Annotated in this window: 14 protein-coding genes; 8 read left to right on the top strand and 6 right to left on the bottom strand. The window is 61.6% G+C overall.

Annotation, left to right across the window (positions count from 1 at the left end; all coding sequences use genetic code 11):
• Positions 1 to 63 precede the first annotated feature (63 nt).
• From truA to ACTG2S_RS10180, 6 genes are all read left to right on the top strand, one after another.
• A complete protein-coding gene (truA, locus tag ACTG2S_RS10155) occupies positions 64 to 873 on the top strand; it encodes a tRNA pseudouridine(38-40) synthase TruA (protein ID WP_040066446.1) in 810 nt (269 codons plus the stop codon).
• A 119-nt stretch (positions 874 to 992) separates the two neighbouring features.
• Complete coding sequence (accD, locus tag ACTG2S_RS10160) at positions 993 to 1,856, top strand: acetyl-CoA carboxylase, carboxyltransferase subunit beta (protein WP_005333765.1); 864 nt, start codon at positions 993 to 995, stop codon at positions 1,854 to 1,856.
• A 2-nt stretch (positions 1,857 to 1,858) separates the two neighbouring features.
• Positions 1,859 to 3,118, top strand: coding sequence for a bifunctional tetrahydrofolate synthase/dihydrofolate synthase (folC, locus tag ACTG2S_RS10165; protein ID WP_201950525.1), 1,260 nt, complete (start codon positions 1,859 to 1,861; stop codon positions 3,116 to 3,118).
• 74 nt (positions 3,119 to 3,192) lie between these two features.
• Positions 3,193 to 3,993, top strand: a complete 801-nt coding sequence (dedD, locus tag ACTG2S_RS10170; RefSeq protein WP_110303917.1) for a cell division protein DedD — start codon at positions 3,193 to 3,195, stop codon at positions 3,991 to 3,993.
• Positions 3,994 to 4,164: 171 nt separating this feature from the next.
• A complete protein-coding gene (locus ACTG2S_RS10175; protein ID WP_005333757.1) occupies positions 4,165 to 4,482 on the top strand; it encodes a heavy metal-binding domain-containing protein in 318 nt (105 codons plus the stop codon).
• Positions 4,483 to 4,734: 252 nt separating this feature from the next.
• A complete protein-coding gene (locus ACTG2S_RS10180; RefSeq protein ID WP_088869211.1) occupies positions 4,735 to 5,337 on the top strand; it encodes a hypothetical protein in 603 nt (200 codons plus the stop codon).
• A gap of 100 nt (positions 5,338 to 5,437) precedes the next feature.
• On the opposite strand, the gene cysG is transcribed toward ACTG2S_RS10180, so the two are convergent.
• The 5 genes from cysG to ACTG2S_RS10205 all read right to left on the bottom strand — a co-directional run bounded on the left by cysG (position 5,438) and on the right by ACTG2S_RS10205 (position 10,991).
• Positions 5,438 to 6,829 carry a siroheme synthase CysG gene (gene cysG / locus ACTG2S_RS10185; RefSeq protein WP_274160413.1) on the bottom strand — a complete coding sequence of 464 codons (1,392 nt, stop codon included), beginning with the start codon at positions 6,827 to 6,829 and terminating at the stop codon, positions 5,438 to 5,440.
• A 197-nt stretch (positions 6,830 to 7,026) separates the two neighbouring features.
• On the bottom strand, positions 7,027 to 8,037 hold the full coding sequence (gene asrC / locus ACTG2S_RS10190) for a sulfite reductase subunit C (RefSeq protein ID WP_123173271.1): 1,011 nt from the start codon (positions 8,035 to 8,037) through the stop codon (positions 7,027 to 7,029).
• 11 nt (positions 8,038 to 8,048) lie between these two features.
• Positions 8,049 to 8,888 carry an anaerobic sulfite reductase subunit AsrB gene (asrB, locus tag ACTG2S_RS10195; protein ID WP_439982440.1) on the bottom strand — a complete coding sequence of 280 codons (840 nt, stop codon included), beginning with the start codon at positions 8,886 to 8,888 and terminating at the stop codon, positions 8,049 to 8,051.
• Between the two features lies 1 nt (position 8,889).
• Entirely contained in the window at positions 8,890 to 9,948 is a 1,059-nt protein-coding gene (gene asrA, locus ACTG2S_RS10200; protein ID WP_075113046.1) for an anaerobic sulfite reductase subunit AsrA, read from the bottom strand.
• A 200-nt stretch (positions 9,949 to 10,148) separates the two neighbouring features.
• A complete protein-coding gene (locus tag ACTG2S_RS10205) occupies positions 10,149 to 10,991 on the bottom strand; it encodes a patatin-like phospholipase family protein (RefSeq protein WP_042080448.1) in 843 nt (280 codons plus the stop codon).
• Between the two features lie 265 nt (positions 10,992 to 11,256).
• Between ACTG2S_RS10205 and ACTG2S_RS10210 the strand changes: the two genes are divergently transcribed.
• Positions 11,257 to 12,273 carry a S66 family peptidase gene (locus tag ACTG2S_RS10210; RefSeq protein ID WP_274160414.1) on the top strand — a complete coding sequence of 339 codons (1,017 nt, stop codon included), beginning with the start codon at positions 11,257 to 11,259 and terminating at the stop codon, positions 12,271 to 12,273.
• A 64-nt stretch (positions 12,274 to 12,337) separates the two neighbouring features.
• Here the strand turns inward: ACTG2S_RS10210 and ACTG2S_RS10215 are convergent, their stop codons facing one another.
• Complete coding sequence (locus tag ACTG2S_RS10215) at positions 12,338 to 14,593, bottom strand: LTA synthase family protein (protein ID WP_439982443.1); 2,256 nt, start codon at positions 14,591 to 14,593, stop codon at positions 12,338 to 12,340.
• Positions 14,594 to 14,848: 255 nt separating this feature from the next.
• On the opposite strand from ACTG2S_RS10215, the gene ACTG2S_RS10220 reads away from it, so the two are divergent.
• Positions 14,849 to 15,934 (top strand): hypothetical protein, encoded by a 1,086-nt coding sequence (locus ACTG2S_RS10220; protein WP_274160416.1) that lies wholly within the window; start codon positions 14,849 to 14,851, stop codon positions 15,932 to 15,934.
• Positions 15,935 to 15,953 lie beyond the last annotated feature (19 nt).

Genomic DNA, 15,953 nt, shown 5'->3' on the forward strand with positions numbered 1-15,953 from the left:
GCTGAGCGCGTATAATCCGCCCCGTTTCTTTCACTGCGTTTTCACAACAAGACAAGTTTATCCATGCGAATTGCCCTAGGTATTGAATATGACGGCAGCCGGTATTTCGGCTGGCAGCGTCAGCGTGAAGTGATCAGCGTGCAGGCTGAACTGGAGACGGCGCTGAGCCGGATCGCCAACCACCCTGTCTCCATCCAGTGTGCCGGACGCACCGATGCCGGTGTCCATGCGACCGGTCAGGTGATCCACTTCGATACCGAGGCGAACCGTGCCGAAGGGGCCTGGACCCTGGGGCTCAATTCCAACCTGCCGCCGGATATCGCCGTGCGCTGGGTCAAGCAGGTGGACGAGAGCTTCCACGCCCGCTTCAGCGCTACCGCCCGTCGCTACCGCTATGTCATCTACAACCACAACTACCGGCCGGCGATCCTCGGCAGTGGCGTCAGCCACTACCACGAGACCATCGATGCCGAGTTGATGCACCAAGCGGGCCAGAGCCTGCTGGGGGAGCACGACTTCAGCACCTTCCGTGCCGTCGCCTGCCAATCCAACACCCCGTGGCGCAATGTGACCCATCTGTGTGTCAGCCGCTCCGGCCCCTACATCGTGCTCGACATCAAGGCCAACGCCTTCCTGCACCATATGGTGCGCAACATCACCGGCTCCCTGCTGCTGGTGGGGCAGGGGCTCAAACCGGTGGAGTGGATTGCCGAGGTGCTGGCTGCCAAGGATCGCAATCTGGCCGGACCGACCGCCAAGGCCGGTGGCCTCTATCTGGTCGACGTGGATTACCCGGCCGAGTTTGCTCTGCCGCAGTTGCCGCTCGGCCCGCTGTGGCTGCCGGACTCGGCACCGGGTACGACCAGTTTTTAGTAACTGCGCCCGAAAAATTGTGGTTTAATGACCCGTCATTTGTTGCCATCGAGCTATTAAGTCATTGAACAATCTAGGCTCGATGCGTTTTGTCAGGCACAAAAGCATTAAGGAATTCCATGAGCTGGCTTGAGAAGATTCTTCCCAAGAGCAAGATCACTGCGCCCCGTCGTCACAACATTCCGGAAGGGGTGTGGACCAAGTGCAGTGCTTGTGAACAGGTGCTCTACCGGGCAGAGTTGGAGCGCAACCTCGAAGTGTGCCCCAAGTGTGATCATCATATGCGCATCAGCGCCCGCGCCCGTCTCGAGAGCTTCCTCGATGAGCAGGGTCGTACCGAGATCGGTGCCGAGCTGGAGCCGCAGGATGTACTGAAATTCAAGGATTCCAAGCGCTACAAGGATCGTTTGTCTGCCGCTCAGAAAGAGACGGCGGAGAAAGATGCGCTGGTGGTGATGAAAGGGACCCTCAAAGGGGTACCGGTTGTCGCCTGTTCGTTCGAATTCTCCTTCATGGGTGGCTCCATGGCCTCCGTGGTCGGTGCCCGCTTCGTGCGCGCCGTTGAGGAGTGCATCAAAGAAGGCCGTGGCCTGGTCTGCTTCTCCGCCTCTGGTGGTGCTCGCATGCAGGAAGCCCTCTTCTCCCTGATGCAGATGGCCAAGACCAGTGCTGCGCTGGACCGACTCACCAAGGCGGGCCTGCCCTATATCTCCGTGCTGACCGACCCCACCATGGGTGGCGTCTCTGCCAGTCTGGCGATGCTGGGTGACATCAACGTGGGCGAGCCCAAGGCGCTGATCGGCTTTGCCGGCCCGCGCGTTATCGAGCAGACCGTGCGCGAGAAACTGCCGGAAGGCTTCCAGCGCTCCGAGTTCCTGCTGGAAAAGGGTGCCATCGATATCATCATCGATCGCCGCGAAATGCGTAACCGTCTGGCCAGCCTGCTCGCCAAAATGCTGAATACTCACGTCATCGAAGAGTGAAGATGAGTTCAAACATGCAACAATCCCAAAGCCGGTCGCTTGTCGACTGGCTTTCTTATTTGGAGCAGATCCATCCGGTCAATATCGACATGGGGCTGGATCGGGTCGGTGCTGTCGCTCGGCGTATGGGGCTTACCCAGCTGCCGTTCAAAGTGATCACGGTGGCGGGCACCAACGGCAAGGGCTCCAGCTGTGCCATGGCGGCCAGCATTCTGATGGCCGCAGGCTATAAGGTCGGCGTCTACTCCTCGCCCCATCTGCTGCGCTTTACCGAGCGGGTGCGGGTCAACGGGCAAGAGCTGCCCGACAGCGATCACTGCGCCGCTTTTGCCGAGGTGGAAGCGGCCCGCGGCGAGATTGCCCTTACCTTCTTCGAGTTCGCCACCCTGGCTGGCTTGTGGCTCTTCTGCCGCGCCGCCCCCGATGTGCTGCTGCTGGAAGTGGGGCTGGGTGGTCGGCTCGACGCCACCAACGTGGTTGAGTCCGATGTGGCGATGATCACCTCCATTGCCCTCGATCACTGCGACTGGCTGGGTGATACCCGCGAAGCGGTAGCGGTGGAGAAGGCGGGGGTCTATCGCACCGGTAAACCCGCCATCAGCGGTGAGCCCAATCCGCCAGCGACTATTGCGAGCGAAGCACAGCGTCTTGGCGCCAACCTGCGTCAGGTCGGTATCGATTTTCGTGGCGATGAGCACGAGAGCGGTTGGGATTATCACGGCCTCAACCAGTGGCGGGATCTGCCAAAACCGGCGCTACCGCTGATGAACGCGGTGACCGTGCTGGCGGCGCTGGAATCCCTCGGCTTGCCGCTGCCGGAGTCCGCCATTCGTGACGGGCTTGCCAATGCCCGGCTGGCTGGCCGGATGCAGCAGTTGCAAAGTGCGCCGCTGGTGATCGTCGATGTAGCCCACAACCCCCATTCGGCGGCCTATCTGGCAGCGCAATTGCGCAAGATGCCCTGCGCGGGTGTGCGCCGCGCCGTGGTCGGCATGCTCAAAGACAAGGACATGGCGGGATCCCTTGCCGAACTCGATGGTCTGATCGGCGAGTGGTATCTGGCCAGCCTCACCGGCCCGCGCGCCGCCACCGCTGCGCAACTGGCTGCGGCGTTGGGGGAGGGCAAGGGGCCTGCCAGAGAGTTTGATGATGTCAGCGCCGCTTATCAGGCAGCGTTGGCCGCATCGAGTCCGGACGATATGGTCATTGTGTTTGGTTCGTTTTACACTGTCGCCGACATTCTGGCGGGTGTCGCCGTCTAGGCCACACCCCGGTTCCCCGGTCTTCGGGCGGGGAGCCAAATCGCATATTGAGTTACGTAAAGGTAGGATTCAACTTGGCCTCGAAGTTTCAAAACCGTCTGGTGGGCACCGTCATCCTGGTGGCCCTGGTTGTTATTTTCCTGCCGGACTTGCTGGATGGTCACAAGCTGGCACAAAAGGAGGAGGCCTTTGCCAAGATCCCGCTGCGCCCTGAGCTGGAGCCTGCCAAGCCTGCGCTGCAGGTCTCGGCAGCCAGCAGCCTGCCAGCCGATCATCTGGCCAGCCAGCAACAGGCCTCTGCGGCACAGCAGTGGCAAGTGGAAGAGGTGGCTGACCCCATGACCCTCGCCGGTCAGGGCAACGGCGGGCAGCCGGCGACAACCCCTGCCGCACCGGCACCGGTTCAGCCGCAACAGAATGCCCAACCCAAGCCACAGCCCAAGCCGGAAGTGGTGGCCAAAAAACCGGTCGAACCGCCAAAGCCAGCACCCAAGCCGACGCCAGCCAAACCGGTTGAAGTGGCCAAGGCGCCCGCACCGACCAAGCCGCAGGCGGGTCAGATCAAGTCCCTCGACGATCTGATTGAAAGCAAGATGACCCAGCCGACCACACCCGCGCCTGCTGCGGCACCGGCCCAGGGTAGCTGGATCCTTCAGCTTGGCGCCTTCAAGAACGTCGACAGCGTCAACGCGCTGGTGAGCAAGCTGCGGGCGGCGGGCTACTCTGCCCACACTTCGCCGCGCACACCGGTGCAGGGTCAGCTCAACCGTGTCTTTATCGGGCCGGATGTCTCCAAGGCCAAACTGCAAGGGATGCAGGGGCGGATCTCCCAGATGACCGGTCTCAGTGGCTCGGTGGTCTCTTACAATCCGTGACGGCTTGCCGTTGGCAATGGCCCTCTGAAACAAACACCGCGCCCCGTGCGCGGTGTTTTTTTATCTGGCTGTCGTGATTTTTAAGGACGGCGTCGTACAGACCACCACCCGGTTGGGATTTTCGGGCAGTTGGGGTAGTCTGAGCCCTTATGCTACTCACAGGAGTTCAAGATGATCCTCTCGACGACCCCCACGCTGGAAGGCAAAACCATTCGTGAATACCGCGGCATCGTGGTTGGCGAAGCCATTCTCGGCGCCAACATTTTCAAGGATCTCTTCGCCGGGATCCGTGACATCATCGGCGGCCGCTCCGGCGCCTATGAAAAAGAGCTGGCCCGTGCACGCGAGATCGCCTTCGATGAGCTGAAAGAGCGCGCAGCGGCCCTTGGTGCCAACGCAGTGGTCGGCATCGATATCGACTACGAGGTGGTGGGGCAAAATGGCAGCATGCTGATGGTCAGCATCAGTGGCACCGCCGTGGTGGTCTGATCGGGCTCCAGCGTCTTCATGGGCAATGAGCCGATAACCGGGTTATCGACTTTTTTATTGCCTGTCTGATACGTGGCGGCTGGCGGGGTTGTCACTCAACCTATTGATTTTAAATATTTATATTTATTAATAATTCCACTGACCGGTTTTATTTTTTTTAACTGGGTAGCCCGAGAGGGTCAAGCTAGAGTGCCGCCATCAGGAACGACACCGCTCACGGACGAGGTTATCTTCTTTTGAAGGCGTATCACTATGAATCAAAAACCTGCTCTGCTGACCCTTGTCATGTTGGCCATGACCGCTCATGCCGGCAGTGCCCTCGCGGCGCTGCCCAATTTCAGCGCCACTTGTCCCACCGATATCCGGGTCAAGTCACAAGGGGGCAACGTCTTTATCAATGGCAAGAAGGCGACCCTGAAAACACTGGCGCCCGCCGCCTATTCGGCCACAAACGGCAAGGTGGTCATCGGGATCACCTTCGATCTGCCCGCCAGCGAACCCACCCTGGATTACGTCATCAAGCATGATCGCCGGGCCCACGGCTTTTGCACCGTGCACGCCTGGTCGGCGGGCAAGGCCGCCGCACTGCCGATGGCCAAGGGGGACTCGCCCTATCAGGGCAAGTGGATCGCCAAAAACCGCGAGACAGGCGCCACGGTGGCCAATATTCAGGTGGATGGCAAGGAGCAGGTGTGGGTCAACGGAGTCAAGGTGAAGGCGAAACGGGCCGATGGCGCGCTGCAGTTTCGTCAGGGCACCATCCTCTACACCTTGCAGGGGGATCCGCGTATTCGCGATGAGAGCGACTGGAATGACAGCGATGTTCAGAATACCGGCCCCATCCGGCTCGAGTAACAGACACGCCGTGCCACGGCTTGGTCATTGATGCAAAAAACAGAGAGCGGCATGGCCGCTCTCTGTTTTGTTGTCTCTATTGGGTGATAGCCGTGCGGGGTTAGATGCCGTGGATGGCGTTGGCTTCCCCATACCAGTCCAGCTTGTCGGCCAGAGTGACCACCGAGCCGATGATGATGAGGCTCGGGCTCTTCACCTGACGGGCCAGTTCGGCCAACTGCTGCAGCTCGCCGCGCACAACCCGCTGACTGAGCTGGGTGCCTTGCTCTACCAGCGCCACCGGGGTGTGACCGGGCATACCGTGGGTTTGCAGCGCATCCTGAATGCGGGCGGCGTGGGCCAGCCCCATGTAGAACACCAGAGTCTGGCGGGGGGCCGCCAGCGCCGACCACTCCTGGGCGATATTGCCCTCCTTGTCGTGACCGGTGATGAACTGCACCCGCTGGGCATGATCGCGGTGGGTGAGGGGAATGCCGCTGTAGGCGGCGCAGCCCGATGCGGCGGTGATGCCCGGCACTACCGAGAAGGGGATGCCCGCCTCGGCCAGGGTTTCCAGCTCCTCGCCGCCCCGGCCAAAGATAAAGGGATCGCCCCCTTTGAGCCTGACCACCTGTTTGCCCAGCTGCGCCTGCTCCAGCAACAGCTGGTTGATCGCCTGCTGGGGCACACAGTGGCGGCCCGCCTCCTTGCCAACAAAGATCCGCTCGGCATCCCGGCGAACAAGCGCCAATACCTCCTGCGACACCAGCCGGTCATAGACCACCACATCCGCCTGTTGCAGCTGCTGCAAGCCGTTCAGGGTGAGCAGCCCCGCATCGCCGGGGCCGGCGCCCACCAGGGTGACGCTTCCCTTGCTCTGCGGTTGCTCATCGAGCAGCTCGGCGACGCTCTGCTCGGCAGCCTGCTGCTGGCCGCGGGCCAGTTGGCGGGCGAGGCGATCGTGGCTAAAGAGCCGCTCCCAGAAGCGACGGCGGGCCAGCTTGTCAGGAATGGCCTTGACCCGCTCGCGCAGCTTGCCCGCCAGCGCAGCGAGCTGGCCGAGGTGTTGCGGCAGCAACGCTTCAAGTTTTTCCCGCAGCTGGCGGCTTAGAACCGGCGCCGCGCCTGCGCTGGAGATGGCCACCATCAGCGGCGAGCGGTCAATGATCGCGGGCATGATGGCGCTGCAGTGGGCCGGGGAGTCCACCACATTGCAGAAGATCTGGCGCAGGTTCGCCTCATGAAAGACCTGCTGGTTGACCTCTTGCTGGTTGGTGGCGGCGATCACCAGCCACTTACCATCGAGCAGCTCTGGGTGAAAGTCGGCGGCGCAGACGGTCAGCAGTCCCTGCTCGGCCCAGCTCATCAGCAGGGGTTCCAGATGGGGGGCATTGATGGTGATCTTCGCCTTGGCATCGAGCAGCAGGCGCGCCTTGCGCACCGCCACCTCACCGCCGCCGACGATCAGGACCGGCTTGTTTTGCAGCTGACAGAAGAGAGGGAGAAAGTCCATAACAGGCTCCGGATGCTGGCCCGCTCGCAATGCCGCGCCGGGCGAGATAGCAGGGCACGCCGTGACGTACCCCGGATGGTCGGGGGAAAGATCCCCCGACGGGAATAAAAAAGGGGAAGGGTGATCTACGCTCGGGCCAACGACAGATCCCCACCGGTGTCGGCCACTTGATCACGCTTCCCCAAACGAGGTTTTTCCTATTGCACCGCTTTGACGTGCATGTTGGCGACGTACTGATCTTCGGCCCAGAAGATGCGGTCAGCGACCATGGCTTCCGGGTTGAGGGTGACGCCGCGCAGCACCCGCTCCTTGAACTTGTGATAACCGGCCCGGTCGATAAGGTGACCCATGTGCAGGTAGATGGGTTTGCCATCCAGCATCTCGGCCTCGAACTCGAACAGGTTCTTGATCACCGCGTGCAGCACCTCTTCGGTCACCCAGTTGAGGAACAGCTTGCCGGTACGGGGAGTCTTCTTGCTGGTGCGCCCCCCCAGCTTGACCATGTAGAGCTGCTTGGGATCCCGCTGCCAGGCCAGGGTCGGGCAGGCCAGCACGCACTCGCCACAGCCGATGCACTTGCTCTCCTCCTTTACCGCCTTGCCATGCTTGATGGCGAGGCAATCCACTGCGTGGTGGCTGCATGCCTTGACGCAGGCGCCGCAGCCGATGCAGCGCTCGGCATTGAAGTGGATCTTGGCGATGCCGAGGATGCCGAAGTCGGCCATGTTGGCCTTGGCGCAGTCGTTGGGACAACCGGCGATCACCATCTTGAGGTGATAGGGGTTGGGGTAGAGGTGTTTCTCCATCCGCTGGGCCAGCCCGGTGCAGTCGATATTGCCCTTCTGGCAGATGGTGTTGCCCTGACAGGCAACGATGTTGCGCCCGCCGATGGTCTGGTAACCGGCTTGAGTGTCCTCTACCTCGATGCCGCAGGTCTCCACCTCGATCTCCCTGATAAAGGGTTCGAGGGCGGCGTTGACCTTGTCCATGTCCTGATACTTGATGCCGGGCATCGCCAGCTTCTGGCGGGTGGTGAGGTGGATCAGGCCGTTGCCATACTGTTCGGCGATCTGCTGGGCCACCGCCAGCAGGTGGGCGGGCATGATCCCGCCGGGAATGCGTACGCTGATCATCGCTTCGCCGCGCACCTTGGAGAGGCGGTATTCGTTCTTGGCGCGGGCCTTGATGATGTCGATATCGAGACTCATGGTGTTCTCCCTCAGTCGATCAGATGCTGGGCCTGGTCAAAACGAAAGACCGGTCCATCCACGCAGATATAGGTGTCGCCCATCCGGCAGTGGCCACACTTGCCCACGGCGCAGGCCATGCGGCGTTCGTAGTCGACCCAGATGCGATCCTTGGGGATGCCCCGCTCGAGGAAGGCGAGCACCACGAAGCGGATCATGATGGGGGGGCCGACCACGATTACCTGGATATCCTCTTTGTCTGCGAGATCCAGCTGGTCGATGTAGTCAGTGACCCGACCGATGCGAAACTGCTCGCTCTCCTTGCCCTCGTCCAGGGTGACGATGAGGTTCTGCTGCTCGGCCCAGAGCGGCATCTCGTGGCGATAGAGCACCGCCTGCTCGTTCTTGAAGCCGAGGATCATGTCGAGGGATTTCACCTCTTCCGGGTGTTTGCTGAAGCGGCGCAGCAGCCCCTTGACCGGCGCGACGCCGGTACCGCCCGCCACCACGATGAGGTGCTGGTTGCGGTAGGTCTCCAGCGGATAGCCGTTGCCGTGGACGCCGCGCATCCACACCTTGTCGCCCACATCGAGGGCAAACAGCGCATCGGTCACCTTGCCGACCTTGCGGATCAACAGATCCACATAGCCATCGCCATAGTCGGAGACCGAGATGGGCGCTTCGCCGACGGTGGGCAGGGAGAGCTCCACAAACTGGCCGTAGTGGACATCAAAGTCTCGGGAGACCCGAAAGTTCCACTCCAGCTCGGTGTGGCGCTCGATGGCCAGAATGGTGTAGGCCTTGGGCAGCAGGCGGTTTTCGACCACGTCCTGCTGCGGTTCTGCTGTTGCGGTTTGCTGGCACTGGCACATATCAGTTCGCCCCCTGCGCGTTGTCGGCTGCGATGGTCTGTTCGACCACATCGGTCATCTTGTTGATGATGTTGCTAAAGGAGATGTAGTGAGGGCAGCGATCGTCGCAGCGGCCGCAGCCGACGCACATGTGCTCCTCTCCCTGACGGGCCTTGTAGTCGTTGACCTTGTGCAGGGCGCGATAACGCAGGCGCTCGCCATGCTTGGCGCGAAAACCGTGGCCACCGGCCATGTCGCTGAAGCCATCCACCATGCAGCTGGCCCATTGGCGACGGCGCTCGCCCTGCTTGGGGTTCTCCGCATAAGTGAGGTCATGCACGCTGTAGCAGCTGCAGGTCGGGCAGGAGGTGGTACAGCGGCCGCAGCCGATGCAGCGGCTGTCGTACTCGGCCCAGACCGGATGGGCGGTGAGGATCTGGCGGATCCGCTGGGGGTCGTCACAAATGCTGTCCGGGGTGCGCACCTTGACCGGGTTGCTCTGGACAAATTCCGGGGTGAAGTCGTCGGATTCACCCAGTTCGGCAAAGTAGCCGAGCAGCTCGGGATCCTTCACCTCGATGCGGGCACCCTCATCGCTCAGACGAATGGCGGCGGCGTAGTCCTGGGTCTCGTTGCTGCCCATGGAGACGCAGAAGCAGTTCTCGAAGCTCTCGCGGCACTCCAGCAGTACCAGCTTGAGCTTGCTGCGCAGCCGGGCGTAGTAGACGTCGCTGTTCTGGCCATTTTTCAGGTAGACCTGATCCAGCCTGCGCAGGGCGTGGATATCACAGCTGCGCAAGAACAGCAGGGTGGGCTTGGCCTCCACCTTGGATTCGCGCAGCTCCAGATTGTCGAAGTGGAACAGGGTCTGGGTGATGGGGAGCACCACCTCTTTTGGGGAGAAGTGGGACTTCTCCTGCCACACCAGATCGGCCGGATGACGGATGCTGTGGTAGGTGACGTTGTCGGTGTCGGAGAAGCGGCCGCCCCGATATTCGGCCGCGGGCGCCATGATCCGGTAATCGGGCAGCAGCCGCTCGAACAGCTGCGCCAGCGCGGGATGGGTGAGAAGAAACGACATAAATAAACACCTTGTATGAGGGTGAGATGCCCTGGCATAGGGATGAGGCGCAAGCCGCTAAGAGTGTCTGGCACCGGTTCTGGCCGCGCTTGCCTCGCCACGGTCTGTTTTTATGACTCATGTTGCTCAACTGACCCGATTGTTATTGTGTTGGCGGAGCGAGCGTCACGGCAGGTCGGGTCATGCCTGTAAAACCCTTATCAATTGAGCAGGGCGGCCTGATAGCCTGCGCACTTGCCCATCACGTATCCCATCTCCAGCTTGTTGATATCGCGGGTGAAACGGGAGACGGGGAAGTAGTCGGCCGGGGCGATCACCTCGATCTGGCAGTCATCCGGCGGATTGGCGATAAAATCGAGCGCCTCGTTGTAGCTGCGATCCCGCTGCTCCAGCGCCTGTGCCAGTGCGGGGCGGGTCTTGAGCAGAGTGCGGATCATCCAGGGGAAGGGCATCGGCTTGAGCCGATAGCCAAGGGGCTCGGAGAGGATCACAGTCAGGTGACGGGCACCGCGGCGGTAGGCCTCGATCACCGGGATGGAGTCGGCCACCCCCCCATCTGTCATCGGCACCCCGTGCACCTCCGGGTATTCGTGGGAGGCGAGGGGAATGGCGCAGCTGGCGGGCAGCACCTCGTTCATGTTCTCCGGCTTGACCCGGATGTACTCCGCCTTGCCGGTCAGGGTATTGGTCACCACCGCATAGAAGGGGATGCCGGTCTCCCGGTAGGCGTGAATGTCGAGGGGATACTTGCGACAGCTGGTGTTCCACAGCCAGTGGATATCCACCAGATTGCCCCCCTTGGCAAAGCGCAGGGGATCCATAAACTGCTGGCTGCATGCCAGTTTGGTCAGGATCTCGTGGCTGCGGCCATGCTGGCTGGCGAGATAAGCCAGCAAGTTGGTGGCCCCCGCCGAGACACCGATGGCGAAGTCAAAGGGGCGATAGTCATGCTCGATAAACGCATCCAGCACGCCGCTGGCAAATATGCCGCGCATGGCGCCGCCTTCTACAACCAATGCGCTGGGGGATGCGTTTTTGTTCATGACAGGCACCTCATTGATAAGTCAGAGAGAAAAAGTGGGAAAGAGAACGTTCGGGCTGTCAGGCCGACCATTCTGACAACCAACCGGGGTTGGCCATCGCAATGAGGTCATTCTAGGAAGGGGATAGTGTTTAGAATATCTGTTAATAATGAATTAAGTGTTTTGTATTTCTAAACGACGGTGATAAACCCGTTGTGATCAAAGGGGTTGTGTAGGAGTCTCAACGACTCTGTGATGGCTGGATATTGGCAAGGATGAGTGTGTCATGACGTTATTGGTTCCCCCGCTGCTCCGACGTGGCGATACCATCGCTTTTTTCTCCCCCTCCAGCGCGGCGACCGCCAGGGCTCCCAACCGTTTTGCCCGCGCAAAAGCCTTTCTTGAGGGGCGGGGCTTTAGGCTCAAGGCGGGCAGCCTCACCGGCCAGCAGGATCACTGGCGCTCCGGCTCCATCGCCGCGCGGGCCGAGGAGTTCAACGCCCTTATTCGCGACCCAGAAGTACGCTGCATCATGTCGGTGATTGGCGGCAGCAACTCCAACTCCCTGCTCCCTTATCTCGATTTTGATGCGCTGAGGCGCGATCCCAAGATCATCGTTGGCTACTCCGATGTGACGGCCCTGCTGCTTGGCATCCACGCCCAAACTGGCCTGGTTACCTTTTATGGCCCGGCGCTGGTGGCCTCCTTTGGCGAGTTGCCGCCGCTGGTGGATGAGACGCTGGCCAGTTTTTTGCAGATTGCATCGGCCGACGAAGCTGGCGTCCCCTGCACGCTGCCCACCCCGGTGCTGTGGAGCGATGAACGGCTCGATTGGGAAAGCCAGACCCGGGCCAAGCGCTGCCAGCCCAATCGGCTGATCTCGGTGGGTTCAGGCCGGGTTGAGGGACGGCTGATTGGCGGCAACCTCAACACCATGGCGGGGATCTGGGGCTCCCCCTATATGCCGCCCATCGAGCACGGCGACATTCTGCTGCTGGAGGACAGCCTGAAATCTGCCGAGACGGTGGAGCGCTCCTTTGCCCACCTCAAGCTGTGCGGGATATTTGATAGGATCGGCGGGCTTATCCTCGGCAAGCACGAGTTGTTCAACGATCAGGGTAGCGGCAAGCGCCCCCTCGATATCCTGCTGGAGGTGGTGGGGGAGCCGAACTTCCCCATTCTGGCGGAGTTTGACTGCGCCCATACCCACCCCATGCTGACGCTGCCGCTGGGTATCGAGGTGGCGCTCGATCTCGACCGCCAGCAGCTCACCTTGCTGCAGCCCTGGTGGCGAGCAGAATGAGGGCGAAATGAATGTCCAACAACAAGGCCGCGGATGCGGCCTTGTCTGTTTTTGTGGGGAGGGATCAGGGCAGGGCATCGGGTCGGAAGCTGGCGCGGATCTGCGGCACCAGGCTTGATGGGTCGAATCCTTTCTCTTCTCCCAGCACCGGATGGAGCAGGGGTTTCTCTTCGATGGGGGTGATATCCCCCGCCAGCAGCTGTCGGGTGGCCTGACCCATCTGGTAGAGCTGGCGCACCGGCGCAAACTGGGTCGCCAGATTGAGGGGATCATCGGCGCGGGTGAAGGCCATCATGGGGATCTGGTAGGTGGCATCGCGCGCCGGCTTGTCACCGTGAATGCCCTTGCCGGCGGACATCAAAAACGGCTGGTGATCGCCAAAGGCCACCACCAGATAGCGCTTGCCTGACTGGTCGAGGGTCTTGAGCAGCCGCTCCAGCGAGGCCATGGCATCCACCACCCCGGTGTAGTAGGTGTTGAGCAGCTGGGTGTCACTCTCGCTCTGGTTCGGGCAGGCGCCGCTGCGCTCCTGCCCCTGATAGCGGGGGCCATCGAAGGGGCCGTGCCCCTGCATGGTGACCGCATAGGCAAACAGCGGTTTGTCATCCTGTTCGCTGCGCTTGAGCAGGTGGTCGATCAGCGCATCATCGGAGATATAGAGTCCCTTGTGCTCAAGGGTGGTGAAGCGGGTGTCGAACCAGCGCTCCTCATAGCCGAGCGCCGGGATCGCCTTGGCGCGGCCCCAGAATTTTTCCACATAAGGGTGGGCGAACAGGGTCTGGTAGCCGCTCTGTCTGGCGCTCTGGGCCAGCCCCGGCACCTGTTGCGAGAGGTAGTAGTAGGGCACCACCCCCTGCTTGAGCAAGCCCACCGGCAGGCCGGTGTTCATCTCGAACTCCGCCAGTACCGTCATGCCGCCGGTGGTGGGGGAGTGGATGGTTTTTTGCCACTGCTGCACGCTGGCGGGCAGGGAGAGGGTGGGAGCCGGGGCGCAGATCCGCCCCTTCCAGTCGAGCCAGAGCGACTCATATTGCAGCACGATCACCAGATCCCAGCGCGGCGCTATGCTCTGGGGCGGATAGCTCAGCTGCGGGGCCAGCTCGTTGATCTGCAAGGGGTAGCGAAACACGCTGCCACTTTGCAGCATCTCGTCCACCAGATTGAACAGATAGAGGCCGGGGCCGGAGCGGATGATGTCCCTGTGGTAGTTGACCGCGCGATCCACGTAGCGAATGTTGGCCCCCAGCAGCTTGTTGCCGGTCTGGGTGGCAAAGACGCACAGGGCAAAAAAGGCAACGGTGGCGGCGACTGTGCGTAGCACCCAGCGTGACAGGGCAAAGCGCCAGCAGAGAGACAGTGCCAGCAACACGGTGAAGATGGGCAGGATGGGGTGCTGGTCGAGCAGGATCCGCAGCAGCGCCAGCAGGTTGCCAAAATCGTCCCCGCCGAGCGGCACGCAGTAGATGGCGATCTTCATAAAGTTGGCGAGCAGGCCTATACCGGAAAGCGCGGTAAAGACCAGCCCCATATAGAGGTTGAAGCCCGCCAGCGCGCAGAGGCTCCAGCCCAGCACCATGCTGCCCCAGGCCAGATAGTAGTGCTCTGGGCGAAAGCCTGACCAGAGCAGAAACTCCCCCAGCTTGAATACCACGAAGCCGTGCAGCAGCACGAAGGTGAGGTTGCCGAGCAGCAGGCTGCCGATGATCCGCCAGCGCAGGCTGCGGCGCAGCTTTGGCAGCACCGTCTTGAGCACGGCGGCGCTCAGGGCCAGTACCAGCGTCAGGCTCACCACCAGATAGGTGAGGTTGAAGCCCTGCTCCGGCAGGGTTTGCAGGATCTGGCTGAAATCGCCGCTCTCGGGGCGATCCTTGAGCAGCAGACCGATGCGCAACTGATAGCGGCTATCAAGGGCATCGTCCGGGGCCCGCAGGGTGCTGTTGAGATCCAGGGTGCAGCGGTTATTGCGGCATACCTGACGTTTATCCACCGCTTGACTGAGCTGGTCAATCCGCTCCCCCTTGTCGTTGAGCAGCTCCACCCGCACCTTGTCCCCTGCTTGCAGCGGCCCTCGCAACTGCCACTGGCTGCGCACCACCAGATAGAGGCCGCGGCTGTCGCTTTTATAGAGCAGGGCGTGGCGGGTGAGGGTAGCCAGCGGATTGTCGGCGGGGCCCAGCACCAGCGGCTGGGCACGGCCCAGCCAGCTACCGGGATTGATCAGCGGCAACAACAGGGTCAGCAGCAGCAATCCGCCCAGCAGGGCAAGCAGCAGAGAGGGCAGACTCAGGACGTGGGGGCGGCCTGAGGAGGGGCGATTCATATAAGCTCATCCTTTGAGCGAGTGAGGGAGAGATCGTTCATCCGCATAGAGTTTGACCCGATGGTGCGGGCCTTGCTTCAGCTTGTCAATTTAATGACCACTTAATGAATATTTGGTTACAGCTCGACCTTGCAAATTGTGATCCCGATCGAGGGGTTGTTCGGAATATGTGATGAAAGCGTCATCATGGGGTTTTGCCGCTGGCTTGGGAGGGGTCTGCTGTTTAGTCTCTCGATAGCGACTGGAGGTACATGTATGAATCCCAAAGTGATGGCACGTCAGGCCAGATTGCTGCGCATGCTGGAGAGCAAGGAAGAGATCCGGATCGGACGCGAGCGCGACTGCCCGCTGCCGCTGGCCCAACTGGTCAAGCTGAAGGATAGCCATCCGGCTGTGGTCAAGGTCTATCGCCACGGTCTCACCGCCGAGGTGTTTCACCTCAAGGTGGAGGGGCATCACTGGTGCCTCAAGCGGCGCCGTCAGGATTCACTGGTGGCCAACCTCGATGGCAAGACTGCCTTTCTGACCGAGTTGGAGCGGCGGCGCGAAATCGAGGCGCTGCGCGAGCTGCATCCTACTGTCCTCTCCCACGTGGTCTGCACCAGCTTCGGCTCGGCGCGGGCCGGTGTGCTGGTCTCCCCCTGGTTGCGGGGCGTGCCGGTCCATCAGCTCAACGAACGCAATCTGGCCCAGATGCTGGAGGTGCAGGGTGAGCTGGCCCGCTGGGGCTGGTTTGACTGGGACCCGAGCCCGGGCAACCTGCTCGATGACGGCGAGCAGATCTGCGTGTTCGACTTTGGCTATATGTGGACCTTCGATCCCCGCTTTGAATACAACTCCAATGGTCTGGTCGACCCGCAGTTCCATGTGCCGGAACGGTTGGAGACCCGTACCCTCTCCGGACTCTGGCTCGATGAGGCCGATCCTTTGCCGCAATTTCGCTACTGGCGCGAGCTTTGTCTGAAATGGGTGAAACGGGAGATCCACCACCTGATCCGCGAAGGGGCCAGCGCGCCCGTGCTGGCCCGCCTGCACGCCCTGCAAGGGGAGTGGAGCGCCGCGCTGGCGAGCGACGAGGCGGTGGTCGCCAACTGGTGGCGGGACATGTATCGCAGCCACCGGCTCGATGTGGCCGATGATCTGAGCGGCCAGAGCTGCGGCCCGCTCACCCTGCGTCGCCTCGACTGGTTGATGCAGGCGGTGACGGATCACTATCCGCTGCTGGTGGACAATCTCTCGCCTCAGGAGACGGAGCTGGGCCAGACCGGGCTGCTGGCCCGCTTGCAGCAGCTGCGTCGGGAGGCAGTGGCCTGCCAGTTGCCTGCCACCAGCCTTGCCTGAGCCGATACCTTTGCGGAAT

The organism is Aeromonas sp. 82P (assembly GCF_051919365.1).
Taxonomy (GTDB): Bacteria; Pseudomonadota; Gammaproteobacteria; order Enterobacterales; family Aeromonadaceae; genus Aeromonas; species Aeromonas veronii.

What these genes read in the sequence shown, in the direction of transcription:
- truA (WP_040066446.1), top strand. Translation starts at nt 64, where the DNA reads ATGCGAATTGCCCTAGGTATTGAATATGACGGCAGCCGGTATTTCGGC.
- accD (WP_005333765.1), top strand. Translation starts at nt 993, where the DNA reads ATGAGCTGGCTTGAGAAGATTCTTCCCAAGAGCAAGATCACTGCGCCC.
- folC (WP_201950525.1), top strand. Translation starts at nt 1,859, where the DNA reads ATGAGTTCAAACATGCAACAATCCCAAAGCCGGTCGCTTGTCGACTGG.
- ACTG2S_RS10175 (WP_005333757.1), top strand. Translation starts at nt 4,165, where the DNA reads ATGATCCTCTCGACGACCCCCACGCTGGAAGGCAAAACCATTCGTGAA.
- ACTG2S_RS10180 (WP_088869211.1), top strand. Translation starts at nt 4,735, where the DNA reads ATGAATCAAAAACCTGCTCTGCTGACCCTTGTCATGTTGGCCATGACC.
- cysG (WP_274160413.1), bottom strand. Translation starts at nt 6,829, where the DNA reads ATGGACTTTCTCCCTCTCTTCTGTCAGCTGCAAAACAAGCCGGTCCTG.
- asrC (WP_123173271.1), bottom strand. Translation starts at nt 8,037, where the DNA reads ATGAGTCTCGATATCGACATCATCAAGGCCCGCGCCAAGAACGAATAC.
- asrB (WP_439982440.1), bottom strand. Translation starts at nt 8,888, where the DNA reads ATGTGCCAGTGCCAGCAAACCGCAACAGCAGAACCGCAGCAGGACGTG.
- asrA (WP_075113046.1), bottom strand. Translation starts at nt 9,948, where the DNA reads ATGTCGTTTCTTCTCACCCATCCCGCGCTGGCGCAGCTGTTCGAGCGG.
- ACTG2S_RS10205 (WP_042080448.1), bottom strand. Translation starts at nt 10,991, where the DNA reads ATGAACAAAAACGCATCCCCCAGCGCATTGGTTGTAGAAGGCGGCGCC.
- ACTG2S_RS10210 (WP_274160414.1), top strand. Translation starts at nt 11,257, where the DNA reads ATGACGTTATTGGTTCCCCCGCTGCTCCGACGTGGCGATACCATCGCT.
- ACTG2S_RS10215 (WP_439982443.1), bottom strand. Translation starts at nt 14,593, where the DNA reads ATGAATCGCCCCTCCTCAGGCCGCCCCCACGTCCTGAGTCTGCCCTCT.
- ACTG2S_RS10220 (WP_274160416.1), top strand. Translation starts at nt 14,849, where the DNA reads ATGAATCCCAAAGTGATGGCACGTCAGGCCAGATTGCTGCGCATGCTG.